This is a genomic window from Carboxylicivirga marina (assembly GCF_016612505.1).
GTDB lineage: Bacteria > Bacteroidota > Bacteroidia > Bacteroidales > Marinilabiliaceae > Carboxylicivirga > Carboxylicivirga marina.
In genome coordinates, this window is sequence record NZ_JAENRR010000002.1 from 113,356 (window position 1) to 129,196 (window position 15,841).

The window sequence follows — 15,841 nt, forward strand, 5'->3', positions numbered from 1 at the left end:
TCTCAGGAATTACTCCAGTAATAGGGTTTGTTTCATCCTGTCAAATACATCAAATGGTGTGGCTTTCAAAATGAGCTCTTCTTTTGTAACGGGATGTATCATGTCCAGTTGTTGGGCATGTAGTAGCATATTTGTCATGTACCAACGCTCCTTAAACAAACGGTTCTGCTTGTTGCAGCCGTGTGGTCGATCGCCAATAATAGGATGGCGCAGATGGTTGAGGTGCTTACGTATCTGATGCATACGGCCCGTCTTTGGATAAGCTTCAATTAAGGAGTAGCGTGATGTTTCGAATTTACCAAAGGGAATAGGTAGTTCACTTCGTTTAATTGTTTTAAAATGTGTGATGGCATCCTGTGTTTTGCCCCTGTCATTGGTCAGGGCATAATCCACTTCTATGGCATCCGGAAAATGACCGCGTACAATTGCCGTATATGTTTTTTGTGTTTTTGAATCTTCAAAAATTGTTTGAAGCTTAGCGGCTACACTACTTGAGAGTGCAAATACCAATAAACCCGATGTTTTTCTGTCGAGCCTGTGCAGTGGGAAAACCGATTTTTTAATCTGATCGCGCAGCATTTGTAAGGCAAACTCTTCGGCATCGGCGGCTATGGGACTGCGGTGCACCAATAAACCGTGTGGTTTGTTGATAACAACCATGTATTGATCTTGATATATGATTTCGAGCATCGATAATTTTTTTACAAAGGTAATTTAAAAGGCAGTAGCTCTTAGCTAAGCGCTATTAGCTTTTTCTATTCCAATAACATTACGTATTTTCACAAGCTAAATAGTAAATACGTTATCATGTTCGACAAGTTTAAAGGCTATCTGCCTTATTTAGGAGCTTTTCTATTATTTATTGTACTAAGTTTTGTTTATTTCTCGCCGGTTCTTGAAGGCAAGAAATTACCTCAGCTCGATAATACACATGCGAAAGCCATGTCAAAAGAGTTGGTTGATTTTGAGAAGCAAACAGGTAAAAAAGCCATGTGGACCAATACGATGTTTGGTGGTATGCCAGCTTATCAGATCAAAGGCGATGCCTCAAAAAATGTTTTTAGTTACCTGAATAAAGCAACACGCTTTGGATTACCATATGAAACAGTAGCCATTGTCTTTTTATACATGCTGGGTTTTTACTTGTTGTTATTAAGTATGAAAGTCGATCATTGGCTTTGTGTGATTGGAGCCATCGCTTTTGCCTTTGGTTCCTACAACCTGATAATAATAATTGCCGGACACATTACTAAAACTTATGCCATTGCACTGATGGCACCAGTGATTGCAGGAGTGCTCTTTGCATACAATCGCAATCGATTTATAGGTGGTGTTATAACGGCGGTAGCCCTGGGTATGGAAATTGCCTATAACCACGTGCAAATAACCTATTACCTGGCATTTATGGTTGGTTTTATTGTGTTATCGCGTTTGGTGTATGCCATTAAAGAAAAGGCCATCAAGCCTTTTGCACACACAACAGGCATATTGGTAATTGCAGCCATGCTGGCGGTGTTGCCTAACATCACTAACCTTTTGACTACCTATGAATACGGGCAGGAATCCATTCGTGGGGCATCGGAGTTAACGCCTAAAGAAGGTCAGAAAGAACATTCAGGTTTGGATGTTGATTACGCCTTTGGCTGGAGTTATGGTTTGCATGAAACACTAACGCTGTTAATGCCTAATGTGGTAGGTGGTGAATCGGCTGGCTTGGCTAATTCTGAAGATGCCATGAAGCATGTCGACCCACGATTAAAAGAATATGTTGGTCAATCAAGTCAATATTGGGGCGGACGAATCTTTACCAGTGGGCCAGTGTATGCAGGGGCATTAATCTGCTTCTTGTTTTTTATTGGGGCCTTTTATTATAAAGGTAAAGAGCGTTGGTGGTTAATTGGTATCACTGTCTTTTCACTCATGTTGGCCTGGGGGAAGAATTTTCCGGCCTTTAACTATTTTATGTTCTACAATTTCCCATTGTATAACAAGTTCCGAACAGTGGAAATGGCATTGGTATTAGCATCCATGGCTATGCCATTACTAGGTTTTCTGGGTTTAAAAACCATATTGGATAAGCCCGAAACGCTAAAGAAGGACAGCAAGTGGTTTGCCATTGCTTTTGCCCTAACAGGTGGTGTTAGTTTGATATTGGCCTTGTTCCCAACATCATTTTATAGCTTTCTATCACCGATGGAAGCTGAGAATTTTGGTGGTATGATCAAACAGGGAGGTGAGAATGCGCAGATGTATGACTTGCTGGTATCAAACCTGATTGCAGCGCGTCAGGTTTTATTAACAGCCGATGCCTGGCGTTCATTTGTGTTTATTTTGCTGGGGTCAGCGTCGATCTGGTTCTTTGTACAAGGGAAATTGCAAAAACGCTACGTCATGTGGGGCTTGGCTTTGATTGTATTTATTGACCTGTGGGGTGTTTCGAAGCGTTACTTGAATAACGATGATTTTGTGAGCAAGTCAAAAGCTCGTCAGGAGTTAGCACAATCAAAAGCTGATAAAGCTATTTTAAAAGATAAGGACGATTATTATCGGGTTTTTCCAATCTATCGCGATCCTTTTAAAGATGGATTTACACCTTACTGGCACAAATCAGTTGGTGGGTTCCACGGAGCTAAGTTACGCCGTTACCAGGATGTGGCTGATCGCTACCTGATGAACGACTGGCAGGAGCTGATGAAGGTGCTTCAAACGGCACAAACACCGGGTGAACTTGAAGAAGCGATGGAAAACATGCCGGCTTTAAACATGATGAATACGAAATATATCATCTACAACCCTGGAGCAGATCCGATTTTTAATCCCTCGTACATGGGCAATGCCTGGTTTGTTAAAAACATCAGGGAAGTGGCTAATCCGGATGAAGAAATTGCTGCCATCGGGACAACAGATTTAAGAACGACAGCTGTTGTGGAGCAACGCTTTGTTGATAAAGTAAAAGGTTATTCCACCGATTCAGTAATGGGGCAGATTCAGTTAACATCTTATTCGCCCGATTATTTAATATTCGAATCCAATGCACCGCAAGAGCAATTTGCTGTATTTAGCGATGTGTATTACGATAAAGGCTGGAAGGCTTATATCGATGGTGATGAGGTGGATATCATACGTGCCAATTATTTATTGCGTGGACTAATGATACCTGAAGGGCGTCATGATATCGAGTTCCGATTTAAGCCGCAATCCTTTGTAATTGGACAAACGTTGGCTGCCATTAGTTCCATTATAATTCTGTTGTTGATTGCAGTAGCTGTTTATATGGCGCGGAAAAACCAAACAAACTAAAGGATGAAATTAACACAAGAGGAAAAGCAATTTCTGCTTGATCAACGTTATCTGGCCATGGCACGCATCTGGGCACAAAATTCCTATTGCGTTAGAAGACAGGTGGGAGCGCTTATCGTTAAAAATAAAATGATCATTAGTGATGGCTACAATGGCACGCCTTCAGGGTTTGAGAATGAGTGCGAAGACTGTGCGAATAAAACCAAACCCTATGTGTTACATGCCGAAGCCAATGCCATTACCAAGGTAGCGCGATCAAATAACAGTTCCGACGAGTCAACTTTATATGTTACGGCATCGCCCTGTATCGAATGTTCAAAGCTGATTATTCAGGCTGGTATTAAGCGTGTGGTTTTTGCCGAAAAATACCATAATACCGATGGATTAGATCTATTATCAAGGGCCAATATAGAAGTTGTTCACATCGAAGATGAACTCATTAAGGTAGAAGACGGTTTAATACTTGGTAATACACAACAATAACTCAATTTGTAAATAACGTTATATGTCAAATACACGCAAGCAAATATTTATGCCTTTCCTATATGCCCTGCTTGTGGCAACAGGAGTATTTATAGGTCGTAATTTTATCAAAGCACCAAGTTCGGGAGGAAGTAACCCTTTAATGATATACCCACAGTCAAGTAAAATAGCTACCCTCATTAATTTAATTGATGAGGAGTATGTCGATACTGTTGACAGGGAAGCCATTGAGGAAAAAGTGATTCCTCAAATTCTTAAAAACCTTGATCCGCATACTGTTTACATTCCGGCCAAGGATTTAAATAAGGTGAATGAGGAGTTACAAGGTAGCTTTGGAGGCATTGGCGTACAGTTTACGATGCAAAATGATACGGTAATGGTCATTCAGGTTATTCAGGGTGGCCCATCAGAGAAGGTTGGCTTGTTACCAGGTGATCGTATTGTAGCGGTTGACGATTCCATTATAGCCGGTAAAAATATTGGAACTGATGCAGTGATGAAGAAGCTGAAAGGTGAGATGGGTACAGAAGTGAAAGTTGGCGTGCTTCGCCGACCAAATAAAGATTTGATTGATTATAAAATTACCCGCGGTAGCATTGCGATTAATAGTGTTGAGGTAAGTTACATGATTAACGAATCAACCGGGTATATTAAAGTGGATAAGTTTGCTCAGAACACCTACCAGGAATTTTTAACAGCTCTGGCCAAGCTGAAAGCCAATAATTGCAAAGAGGTGATTATCGATTTCAGAGGTAATTCAGGCGGTTTGCTTGATGTCGCTATTCGTCTTTGTAATGAGTTTTTACCGGCAAAGGATTTAATTGTTTATACCGAAGGGAAAGCACAAAAGCGATTAGACGTTAAAGCCAACGGTGCAGGTACTTGTCAGGACACCAAAGTCATCGTGTTGATCGATGAATTTTCTGCTTCGGCCAGTGAAATTTTCGCAGGTGCCATACAGGATAATGATCGCGGATTGGTAATTGGTCGCCGCTCATTTGGTAAAGGCTTAGTGCAACAGCAAATCCCTCTACCTGATGGTTCGGCTCTGAGGTTGACTGTGGCTCGTTATCATACGCCAAGCGGTCGTTGCATCCAAAAATCGTATGAAAATGGAAACGATGATTATTACGAAGATATCTATAAGCGCTATGAGCACGGTGAGTTCTTCAATCAGGATAGTATTCAGTTTGATGATGAGTTAAAATACACGACTAAAAATGGACGTACTGTTTATGGAGGTGGTGGCGTAATGCCAGATATTTTTGTACCTCGTGATACAACCATGCTAACCGATTATTTTGCAAAATTACGCATGAATGGAGTGATTTATCGTTATGCTTTGGAGTACACCGATAATAATCGTCAGCAACTAGAGAAATATAACAGTGCAGAAACACTGGAGCAATACCTTAATACACAAAGCTTGTTGAGCGATTTCTTACGTTACGCAAAAGACAAAGGGGTGGAGTATAAGCGAGATGAATATCAAACATCAAAGCAATTAATTGAGGTTGAATTAAAGGCCTATATTGCCCGCAATATGATTGATAACGAAGGATTTTATCCAATTATTCAGCAGCTTGACGACGTGCTTATAAAAGCCATTGAAGAAGCTGGTAAGATTGAGAGCTAATTAATAATTGAAATATTAAAAATGCGCAAAGCGTCAGTTCTTTGCGCATTTTTAATGTCATATTGTCAAGAAATTATATAATTTTTGAAATCTTGACATGTTGCCATCCATACTTTATCTTTTGCACGATAATTGATACCATAGCTGTATATTTGATTAAAACTATTTGATATGCTCGTAGGTCTTTTAAAAACTATATTTTTCCTTATTACCTTCTATTACCTGTTTAAAATTATTGGGCGACTGGTATTACCTTATATCCTTAAAAAAGGGGTTGAGCGTATGCAGCAACAGCAGCAAAATGCCACCACGAATTACCAGCAGAAGGCTCAGCAACAAGAAGGCAAAGTAACCGTTAAAAAGAATACTCAAAAGAAATCGTCAGGTGTTGTAGATGAAAATGAAGGTGAGTATGTCGATTTTGAAGAGGTGAAATAGGTGTATATTTGGATGAATGGGTTAATTGTTTAATTTTAACTTCTTAAACTATAACTCATGAGACGAATTTACTCACTCCTTATTTTAATGATCGTTCTTTTTTCAAGTACAGCACAGGATTTTGTTCACCCGGCAATCCGGCAATTAATGCGTGATCTTGAAAATAAACAGATCGATACCGGCTCTCAGTTTGCCGAATACAAAGGTTCGCCATATTTATTCGAGAGTGGTGCTGCTTCATTAGAAATGACTAATGGTCAAAAAGTTGATGGCTTAACGATAAGGTATAATGTTTACGATGACCAAATGGAAATCAAAAAGGGTGAACATTATTATGCCATTCCAAAAGAAAAAACGTTTATGACCTTCACTTTAAATGGACATCCGTTTGTATTGAAACCCTACCAATATGGCACTAAAAAGAGCTCAGGATATTTCGAACCCTTAGTAGATGATAAAAAGTGTGGATTGTTTTTAAAGCATGATATCATCCTGGTAGAATCTGTAGAATCACAAGGTTACAAAGAAGCTCAACCTGCAAAGTTTGTCAATAATCCTCCAAAAGTATTTGTTAGTTTCGATAATGGTATGCTAGCCTACATTAACAGTAAGAAGGATTTCCTTAACCTGTTACCAAACCATAAAGAAGAGATGGAGAAATTCATCAAGAAAAACAAAATCAAATTTCGAAAGCCAGAAAGTATCAAAGAATTGGTACAGTTTTATAATACTCTTTAACCATTAGATAAAGCCGTTGACCAATGCGTATTTTGCTACTCTTTACAATATTCTTTAGTGTTTGTGGTTTATCGAAGTCTCAGGATTTCTATGGCTCACCTGAATTCAATAATTTTTGGCAGAACCTTGATAATTTAAAGATTCGGAATGGCGAAACGGCCATAAACTATAATGGAAGCCCTTACTTATTTGAAACCGATCAAGGGAAATTGATTTTAGCTGATGAGCAATCTTTCGAAGGTCTCACTATGCGTTATAATGTATATAACGATGAAATGGAAATCAAAAAAGGAGATCAGTATTATTCAATTCCAAAGGAGAAACTGTTTCCATCCATGGTGCTTGATGGACATCATTTTGCCCTAAAGGTATATGTTGATTCTAATAAGAAACAGATTGCTTATTTCGAAGAGTTTGTCAATGACTCACTCTGTGGTTTTTTCATCAAGCACAATATATTTTTATCAGAGCCTGAGGAGTCAAGGCCATATAAGGATGCCAAGCCAGCTGAATTTAAAAGCAAAATGCCCGGTTTTTACATCGCTTTTAATAAAGATGTACTTCACGAGGTAAAAACTAAAAAAGACTTTCTCGAATTAGCACCTGCACACCAGGAAGAACTTGCCGCTTATATTAAAAAGCACAAAACTAAATTCAAAAAAACTGACAGTGTTAAGCGCTTAGTTGAGTATTACAACTCGCTCCAGTAACCATCAGTTTTTTTTAGGGTGATTTATTCACCGCATTAATCTGTTAAAATCGATTGTCTGAATTGTTGGCTTCCACCAATGATAGGTATATCGATTTTTGTTTTATTAAGATCAATTGTCAACTCTGTACCGGGCTGTGGCCAGAGTGTATACTCACGATCACTTGAAAATATCATCAGGCCAATTTGTTGTCCCTTTGGAATAATCTGATCATCGGGCATCAGGTCGAAACTAATTTCGTAGAATTTACCTGGTTTCAAAGGTGAACTTTTTCGTATTGAACGATGATTTTGTGGATCAGCCCACCCCCTGGTGATTATGTTATCGTTGATTTTAGCTCGCCGGCTTTCATTCCAGGGTAATGAAACCAACCAAACAGATAAATTAGCCGCCGGTTTGCTACAAGCCAGTCGCACTGTTATGCTTGGGACGCCTGAAATATGGATGTCTTCATTTAATACGGGGGTACAATAGATTAAACGATGATTGGTTACAGCGGCCATGGCTAAACTTGAACCTGAGAATGAATAATTGTCAATGAGTGTTTCTTCGGCTTGAGTATTCTGTTGTTCAAGAAGTAATTGACCACTGGCAGGTGCACCTGGAGATAAATAAAGACTTACCGTTTCTGCTTCAGGATTAGGATAATCATCGTAAGGTGTTGGTTCCATCTCATGATCGTGCTCACGCACAATCCATGCTTTGGGGTCATTCTCCACCTCATTTTCGACACCATGTAAATAACGGGTAAACCAACGGTTCATCAGACGCATTGGTGGTGGACCTCCATGACCTTTCTGATGATAGTATATCTGGCAGGGTAATCCCATTTCTTTTGCTGCTTTGTAAATGCGATAACTGTGCTCAGGCATTACATTCCAGTCATTAAAACCGTGTGACATCAGCATGGCTGCTTTCATTGATTCCATATCATTCAAATAATCGCGGCCAGCCCAAAAGTCATTGTAGTCACCACTTCGGCGATCCATGCCTTCTTTCATTTCTTTATCACGAACAGTTGCATTGTTATAGGCACGTTTTGCTTCATCGCCGCTGTGTATAAAATCGTATAAGACATCAATATCTTCGCCTAAATAACCACCTGGCGAACGTACAAGACCGTTTGAACGATAGTAATGATAATAAGAAGTGTTGGGCGCAATAGGAATAATGGCTTTAAGCCCCTCAACACCGGTTGTTGCTGCAGCTAATGGGATAGTGCCATTATACGAGGTTCCGGTCATGCCAATGTTGCCGGTAGACCAATAAGCCTCAACCGTTTCATCACCATCAGGAGTGGTATAACCGGGTATGCGCTTACATAGCCAATCTATCACTGCTTTAGGCGCGAGTGACTCATTATCGCCGCCAATGGTTGGTGCTCCTTGTGATAATCCTGTTCCAGGCGATGAAGAGTGCACCACAATATAACCCCGCGGTACCCATTTGTTAATATGTGAATTGGAGATAATGGGTCGCTCGCCGGTTCGTGTAACTTGCGGGTGTTGCCGTTCAACAGAAGGTAGTTCGCCTAATTCATGCTTAACATCCCACATGCCGCCACCATCATTAGCCACACCTGCAAAATAGGGACTGGAAACATAAATAACAGGTAATTTTAATTTTTCAGTGTCAGTTTGTGCAGGTCGTGTTACGGCTACATGCATGCGATCAGCATTACCATCTCCATCTGTATCAAATTCTGTTTCGACCCATAAATCATGCCTTATCCATTGGTTTGACTTGCTAAATGCTTCAACAATTTGAGCTTCGCCATCTTTAAATACAGGAATGGCTTTATCAGTTTCTTGAGCAATATTGGTCTGAATGGCAAGAAGACTGGCCATTACAAAGGCAAAAACACAGCTGTTTTTCATGATTTAAGAGGGTGTTGATTTCTATTAACTGACGAATTGTTTTGTTATTAAGTCAGTTAAAAATAGGTATTATAAAACAAAGTGGAGTAGAAAACTTACTTCTTCTTTTTATTCTTCTTCTTAGTTTTTTTCTTCTTGATAACCTGGTACTCTTCCTCTTCTACTTCAGCCTGTCGCATCAGTGTTTTCCAATCGGCATGTGTTTCGGTTGAGAAGTCGATCGTATCCGAATATTCATCATGGCCAACATCTGTGATGTCAATCGGATAGCCGGTGTAATCTTCAATAGTGGTGAGCATCTCTTTTTCCTCCTCACTACAAAAAGCAATGGCCGTACCTTTTAATTTACCACGTCCTGTTCGTCCTACCCGGTGAACATAGTTTTCAGGTTGCTCAGGCATGTCATAGTTAACCACAATATCCACATTCGGAATATCTATTCCACGTGCGCTCACATCGGTGGCAATAAGCATTTTTACCTCGCCCGCTTTAAACTGTTTCATAACGCTGTCGCGAGCATCCTGGCTTTTATCGCTATGAATGGAAACAGCAGCAACCTTTACACGTTCCATAGCTTTAAGTACACGTTCGCAACGTACTTTGGTTCGAACAAAAACCAATATTTTCTTTTCGGGATGTGAGCGAACCACACGTTCCAAAAAGAAACGTTTATCATCCATTTTGATAAAGGCCACTGAATGGTCAATGTTTTTGGCAACAGGATTCTTAGGAGATATCTGAATGCGAATGGGGCGACTAACCAGTGAATAGGCCAGCTTCTTAATTTTCTGATCGATGGTGGCCGAGAAGAATAAGGTCTGGCGCTTTTTGGGCAAATATTTAATCAGGTCTTCAATGTCTTTATAAAAACCCAGATCAAGCATGTGATCAGCTTCATCCAACACTAAAATCTCTGCATTGTAGACTTTAACAACACCCTGATTAATGTAGTCAAACAAACGACCAGGGGTAGCGATAAGCACATCGGTTCCTTTTTTTAATCGTTCTATTTGTTCTGTTTGGTCAACCCCACCATAAATGGCTGTAAATTTCAACGAAGTGTTTTTACCTATTTGCTTAAATACATCCGTAATTTGTTTCGCTAATTCGTGTGTAGGAACCATCACAATGCAGCGTACACCATTGTCTTTATTTTTGCGTTTTTTCTGTAGCAATTGTAAGATAGGAATCACAAATGCAGCTGACTTACCAGTACCGGTTTGTGCAATGGCCAGAACATCTTCTCTTTCGAGAATAGCTGGTATCGCCTTAAACTGAATGTCAGTTGGGCGCTTATAGCCAAGCTGGTCGATGCTTTTGGTAATTTTTTCGTGTAAGCCGAACTCTGAAAACTTCATGGTGTATCAATTTTCGGCAAAGATACGATTAAAAGTAAGAAAGTGATGAAGCCAGTAAGTTTGATATTCGCAACTGATGTAATCGCCGTGAGCGATAACATCAGTTAACTTTTAATGCATAAGATATCTGCTAGCTATTGGTTTTCAGACGCAATAAGAACCAACAAACATAGGCGATAAAAAATAGCGATAGGCCATAAATAGTACTGATGCTTGCTGCTTTTAACCCACCTGCTAAAGCCGATTGAGAAACGCTTCCCATTCGTTGTATCACATCCAGAATCTCATACATACCTAAGGCATTCCAGACTAAGCCGGCACAAAAGGCCAGACTGCCCAGGTAAAGTACACTGTTGAGCGTTTTGGGTGTAATTCCTCGACCTGAAAACTGATTATAGGTATTTAAAGCAGCCATAACAATAGCAGCCATACCAAAAAATGTAATAATGAGCATGCCAATTATGCCGCCTTGCACTAGAAAATCAATCATAATAAATTAATTTGGTTTAACAATATATGCCAAACTTATGAGGCAGCGTTGTGTAATCATAAAAAATGCGATGAACGTGATTAAAAATGCGATGAACAGATATGGCGAAGCGTTTAAGGAATAAATGGTTGTTTATCGTACCAAATAGGCTGTTGAGCGCAAATCCAATTATTAAAGACAAATGGCTGGCATTTTTTACTAATTTGGTGCAATGCTAGCAATAACAGATAAACGAAAGTGGATAGTTTATGGTGTGTTTACACTATACTGGCTGTTTGCCTTTTATTTTTTCAGGCTGTTTTATGGTAGTTCCCAAACACCCAAAAATGTAACCTTAACTTTTTCAATAATCTTTCTTTTTATTTCTTTTGCCTGTGTTGATATTCATCATCGCTTTGTGACAAAACCTAACCTGCCTGCCCGACGATATTTTCGCTTTGTTATATTTTCCCTTTATGTGTTTGTGACGGCTTTTTGGCTCGAAAGCATTTTAACTTTTATTCTACACATATTGTTTTGGAGTTTTGATAATGCCAGAATTGTCGAAGAATCTAATGATATCCGCTTTCAGGTGGGTGGTGTTAACATGATTGTGTTTGGTGGTGTGGCTTTTCGTTTTGTCGTGGAAACATTGAACCTTCAGCGTCAAAAGGAAAAGACCGATAAACTGGCAATGGAGGCTCATTTAAAGCTTAAGGAAGTGGAGCTGGAGTTGCTCAAAAGTCAGGTGAATCCCCATTTTTTATTTAATGCTCTCAATTGTATCTATGGTCTGAGTCTTGAAAAATCGGAGCAAACCCCCAAAGTGATTATGCAACTTTCAGAGATGCTCGACTACATGTTGTATAAAAGTAATGGTGAAGTGCTATTATGTGATGAAATAAAACAAATAGAAAACTACACGGCTATTCAGAAGGTGCGCTTTGGTGAAAGCCTGCACCTGACCTTTAGAAAAGAATTTAGGCAAGAATTTAGTATTGCGCCTTTGCTATTACTCACCTTAGTTGAAAATGCTTTTAAGCATGGAAAGCCATCAAAAGAGGGAATTTTGAAAGTTGATATTGAGATTAAAACTGACGCGATTATTGATTTCAAGCTTATCAACTCCTGTTCATGTGACGATATCGAAGTGAGTACAAGCGGTGGCCTTGGTTTGGATAACTTAAATCGACGTTTGGTATTACAATATGGTAATAGGGCTGATTTACAAACGAACTGTAGTGACAATTTCTTTGAGGCCAGATTAATTATTAAAACAATTGATAATGAAGAAGAGTAAATGTTTAATCATTGATGATGAGCCAATCGCCATTCGAATTTTAGAAAGGCATCTCGAAGCATTCCCAGAGGTAGAAGTGCTCGAAACATTTACTTCTGCTCCAAAAGCACTTATTTTTTTACGCAGTCACCAGGTTGATATCATCTTTTCTGATATTGAGATGCCATTGATGAACGGTATTGAATTTCTGAAGTCCTTTCGTCATCAGCCTGCTATTGTTTTCACTACAGCCTATCGCAATTTTGCTGTTGAGGCCTATGATTTAGATGTGATCGATTACCTGTTAAAACCCATTTCGATAGAACGACTGGGGCGTGCGATTGACCGTTATTACGAGCGAATGGGTAATGTGAAATCGAATGAAAATGAATCTGATAATGGGATTATTAATTTTAAAGTAAGTACTGGTATTATCCGAATGCCAATAAGCAATATACGATACATTGAAAGCTTTGGTGATTATGTAATTATTCATCATAAAGATGGTCGTTTGACATCGCGTGAGCGTTTAAGCCATATGGAAACTAAATTAGATAAAAGGGGTTTTATTCGTATACATCGCCAGTTTATTGTGGCCAATCAATTTGTGACTGCGATTAATGGCAATATGTTGCAGGTTGGCGATAATCAGTTACCTGTTGGGCGTACCTATCGAAGTACAGTACAAAGGCTTCTTCAAAGCCCTTTAGAAAATCGGCTGTCAGAAATATAATATAGCCTTAATACTGCATTTTAGCGTCATCAGAAAACTGATGCAGGCTAATGTTTAACATTGCAATAGTTTTCAGTATTATTGTTGCCGTTTTCTAACCTAAAACACAACGATGATTTACAACAGTCACATCCACACTTTTAAGGATGCCGATATTCCGCGAGGTTTTTTGCCTCTGGGACTTGTTCGATTACTATCAACAAAACCGGGTTTTAAAGTTATTTCCCGCATTTTAAATAACATCAATCCATTTTCAGACAACGATGCGTTTGACCGATATGTGAAGTTTGTGGAGTTGGGGCGTCTTGGTTCTCAGGAAGCTATCTTCAAAGAGTGTCAGCGTTTTTATCCTCGAAACAGTAAGTTTGGTGTTTTGGCCATGGATATGGCATTTATGGGAGCCGGTAAAGTGCCGCGAGCCTATATTGAGCAGCTACGCGAGTTGGGTGAGTTAAAACAGAAGCACCCTCTAGTGATTCCATTTGTTCACATCGATCCCAGACGCGAAGCATACATGGATATACTGAAGCAATGTGTTGAAGAATGGGGCTTTCGTGGCGTAAAAATATATCCACCCTTGGGTTATTTTCCTTACGATGAGCGCATGTATCCGGTGTATGAATATTGTCAACATCATGCCTTGCCAATTATTACACATTGTAGTCCGTTTAATCCCGTGCATTTTAAAGGTAAAAAGAAAGAGTTGAAGAAATTGTTGGAAAAGTCTCGTGATAGCATTGATACACGTGGTATGAGTCGAAAAGTAATGTGTTCGCAGTTTACTAATCCATTAAACTGGGAGCATGTGATGGCCGATTTTCCCGAATTGAAGATTTGCCTTGGACACTTCGGCTCATCACATTATTGGGATGAATTTCTGGATAACCCGGGTGATAAGGATAATTGGTTTTTAATCATTAAAGAGATGATTGAGAAATACCCGAACCTGTATTCTGATATCTCATTTACATTGAATGAGCAAGCGTTTTTTCCATTGCTAAAGATTTTATTGCAGGATAAGGCAATTCGTTCAAAAGTATTGTTTGGCTCCGATTATTATATGGTCGAAACCGAAGCCAGTGAGCGTCGTTTCAGTATTGATTTACGAGCATATCTGGGCGAAGAGGACTTTATGACCATTGCAAAAGATAATCCTGAGGTTTTTTTTCAAACTAAATTGGATGATTAAACGGTAGTGTTAGGTGACATTGCTTTATACTATGGCACCTGATTGATTATAAATTGCTTTGCTCGCCAACAATTAGTAAGTTGCTATATGAAACAGTCATATGATAAGCAAGCAAGTGTTGAAGTCTTCTCTGGTACACTTTGGGAGGCAGAAATGGTTCGATCGCTGCTGGAAGCGGCGCATATTGCAAACTTTATGAAGAACTCATTGTTGAATGTTCATATGTATGAACCAATTCAATCAGAAGGAGCCAAAGTAATTGTATTGGAAAAGGATAAAGACGAAGCACTTCAAATAGTAGCAGATTATATCAGTAACCTAAAAAAATAAATGTATGAACACAATGGTATTGATGGCCGGTATTTTGGCCGGATTAGCAACGCTGGGGCATTTCACTGCCGGAAGCAAATTGTATTTGAAACCCTTTTTGGCCTGTGATTTAGAGCCTATACCTAAGAATGTTATTCTTTCTGTTTTTCATTATATCTCGGTATACCAAATCTTATCATCGCTGGTTTTAGTAATGGTTGGGATTAACTTTGAAAACTGTATGCATGATCCTACTATGGTACTTAATTTTATTGGGATGAATTATGCCTTTTTTGCAGTGGTTCAAATTGTTATTGCACTTACATCATCAGTTAAAGGTGGGTTATTCAAAATGTTCCAGTGGATTTTCTGGATACTAATTTCAGTTTTAGTTTTCTTAGGATAAGAGAATAAAAAAAACAGGCTGCCCAAGGGTTTAGGGCAACCTGTTTAAAATCAAGCTGACTGATTTAAAAGGTATCTTAAGAAACTACTTTATTAGCAGTTACCCATTCGTTATAGGCACCATCGTAAACTTTTACGTTGGTATAACCTAATTTTGTGGTCATAATAGTATAAAGCAAACCTGCACGTGTACTTGTCTGGCAATATAAAATTACTTCTTTGTCTTTTGTTACCCCTTTTGAGGCAAATAATTTCTTAAGCTCTTCATCTGTTTTAATCAGGCCTTTATCATCGCGCATTAAATCGGAGTTAATGCTGATGGCACCTTCAATATGACCTTTACTTTTTGGGTCTGTACCATTGAAATAATTATCGGCACGAGCATCTACCAATACGGCGTTACCTTTTTTGGCTTTTACATCGGCCATTGTCAGGTAAGTCGAACGATCAAGTTTAGCGGTAACAGTTGTTTTCTTAGGCATTTTTGGCATGCGCGTCACTGGCTTGCGACCAGCTTTCCATGCATCAAGGTTTCCATCTAATAACTTCACATTTGACGCACCCATCATTTTCATGATCCAATACATGCGACCTGCATTACTGCCTTTGTTACAGTACAACACAATCTCTTTGTTGAAATCAACACCGTGTGCACCCATTACTTTACACACATCTGCATCACTTTTTAAAATGCCTTCAATGGGAGTTTTTGTAGATAACTCTTCCACTGGAAAATTAATGGCATTGCGAATATGTACCTTTTTATATTCGGCTTCTTTACGTGCATCAATAATAATAACATCTTTGCTATTGATTTTACCAGCCAGTTCTTTAACCGAAATAAAATCACCCTGCGCAGCTGCTCCTAGTGTATAAATAACAAGGGCTGCTATTATACTTAATCTCTTCATGCTTTT

At 39.1% G+C, this 15,841-nt stretch carries 16 protein-coding genes; 11 read left to right on the top strand and 5 right to left on the bottom strand.

Translation table 11 applies throughout. The features are described 5' to 3' along the window. Positions 1-9: 9 nt before the first annotated feature. Positions 10-690: a pseudouridine synthase gene (locus JIV24_RS01475; protein ID WP_200463223.1), complete on the bottom strand. Its 681-nt coding sequence runs from the start codon at positions 688-690 to the stop codon at positions 10-12. A gap of 117 nt (positions 691-807) precedes the next feature. Here JIV24_RS01475 and JIV24_RS01480 point away from each other — a divergent pair, with 117 nt between their 5' ends. The 6 genes from JIV24_RS01480 to JIV24_RS01505 all read left to right on the top strand — a co-directional run bounded on the left by JIV24_RS01480 (position 808) and on the right by JIV24_RS01505 (position 7,305). After that, complete coding sequence (locus JIV24_RS01480) at positions 808-3,300, top strand: YfhO family protein (protein ID WP_200463224.1); 2,493 nt, start codon at positions 808-810, stop codon at positions 3,298-3,300. 3 nt (positions 3,301-3,303) lie between these two features. Continuing rightward, positions 3,304-3,783, top strand: a complete 480-nt coding sequence (locus JIV24_RS01485; RefSeq protein WP_200463225.1) for a deoxycytidylate deaminase — start codon at positions 3,304-3,306, stop codon at positions 3,781-3,783. A gap of 22 nt (positions 3,784-3,805) precedes the next feature. Continuing rightward, positions 3,806-5,419, top strand: coding sequence for a S41 family peptidase (locus tag JIV24_RS01490; RefSeq protein ID WP_200463226.1), 1,614 nt, complete (start codon positions 3,806-3,808; stop codon positions 5,417-5,419). 171 nt (positions 5,420-5,590) lie between these two features. Then, positions 5,591-5,857 (top strand): DUF4834 family protein, encoded by a 267-nt coding sequence (locus JIV24_RS01495; RefSeq protein WP_200463227.1) that lies wholly within the window; start codon positions 5,591-5,593, stop codon positions 5,855-5,857. Between the two features lie 57 nt (positions 5,858-5,914). Further along, a complete protein-coding gene (locus tag JIV24_RS01500) occupies positions 5,915-6,595 on the top strand; it encodes a hypothetical protein (RefSeq protein WP_200463228.1) in 681 nt (226 codons plus the stop codon). A gap of 23 nt (positions 6,596-6,618) precedes the next feature. Further along, a complete protein-coding gene (locus JIV24_RS01505; RefSeq protein ID WP_200463229.1) occupies positions 6,619-7,305 on the top strand; it encodes a hypothetical protein in 687 nt (228 codons plus the stop codon). 35 nt (positions 7,306-7,340) lie between these two features. On the opposite strand, the gene JIV24_RS01510 is transcribed toward JIV24_RS01505, so the two are convergent. The 3 genes from JIV24_RS01510 to JIV24_RS01520 all read right to left on the bottom strand — a co-directional run bounded on the left by JIV24_RS01510 (position 7,341) and on the right by JIV24_RS01520 (position 11,030). Beyond that, positions 7,341-9,182: a Xaa-Pro dipeptidyl-peptidase gene (locus tag JIV24_RS01510; protein ID WP_200463230.1), complete on the bottom strand. Its 1,842-nt coding sequence runs from the start codon at positions 9,180-9,182 to the stop codon at positions 7,341-7,343. A gap of 95 nt (positions 9,183-9,277) precedes the next feature. Beyond that, on the bottom strand, positions 9,278-10,540 hold the full coding sequence (locus tag JIV24_RS01515; protein WP_200463231.1) for a DEAD/DEAH box helicase: 1,263 nt from the start codon (positions 10,538-10,540) through the stop codon (positions 9,278-9,280). 130 nt (positions 10,541-10,670) lie between these two features. Beyond that, positions 10,671-11,030, bottom strand: coding sequence for a MotA/TolQ/ExbB proton channel family protein (locus JIV24_RS01520; protein WP_200463232.1), 360 nt, complete (start codon positions 11,028-11,030; stop codon positions 10,671-10,673). Between the two features lie 211 nt (positions 11,031-11,241). On the opposite strand from JIV24_RS01520, the gene JIV24_RS01525 reads away from it, so the two are divergent. The 5 genes from JIV24_RS01525 (at position 11,242) to JIV24_RS01545 (ending at position 14,925) form a co-directional block, all read left to right on the top strand. Further along, positions 11,242-12,309 carry a sensor histidine kinase gene (locus JIV24_RS01525; protein WP_200463233.1) on the top strand — a complete coding sequence of 356 codons (1,068 nt, stop codon included), beginning with the start codon at positions 11,242-11,244 and terminating at the stop codon, positions 12,307-12,309. Continuing rightward, entirely contained in the window at positions 12,296-13,021 is a 726-nt protein-coding gene (locus tag JIV24_RS01530; RefSeq protein WP_200463234.1) for a LytR/AlgR family response regulator transcription factor, read from the top strand. The genes JIV24_RS01525 and JIV24_RS01530 overlap by 14 nt, the downstream gene beginning before the upstream one ends. A 112-nt stretch (positions 13,022-13,133) precedes the next feature. Beyond that, positions 13,134-14,210, top strand: coding sequence for an amidohydrolase family protein (locus JIV24_RS01535; RefSeq protein WP_200463235.1), 1,077 nt, complete (start codon positions 13,134-13,136; stop codon positions 14,208-14,210). Between the two features lie 87 nt (positions 14,211-14,297). Further along, positions 14,298-14,540, top strand: a complete 243-nt coding sequence (locus JIV24_RS01540; RefSeq protein ID WP_200463236.1) for a putative signal transducing protein — start codon at positions 14,298-14,300, stop codon at positions 14,538-14,540. Positions 14,541-14,544: 4 nt separating this feature from the next. Then, on the top strand, positions 14,545-14,925 hold the full coding sequence (locus tag JIV24_RS01545; protein ID WP_200463237.1) for a hypothetical protein: 381 nt from the start codon (positions 14,545-14,547) through the stop codon (positions 14,923-14,925). 76 nt (positions 14,926-15,001) lie between these two features. On the opposite strand, the gene JIV24_RS01550 is transcribed toward JIV24_RS01545, so the two are convergent. After that, positions 15,002-15,835: a sulfurtransferase gene (locus tag JIV24_RS01550; protein WP_200463238.1), complete on the bottom strand. Its 834-nt coding sequence runs from the start codon at positions 15,833-15,835 to the stop codon at positions 15,002-15,004. Between the last annotated feature and the right edge of the window lie 6 nt (positions 15,836-15,841).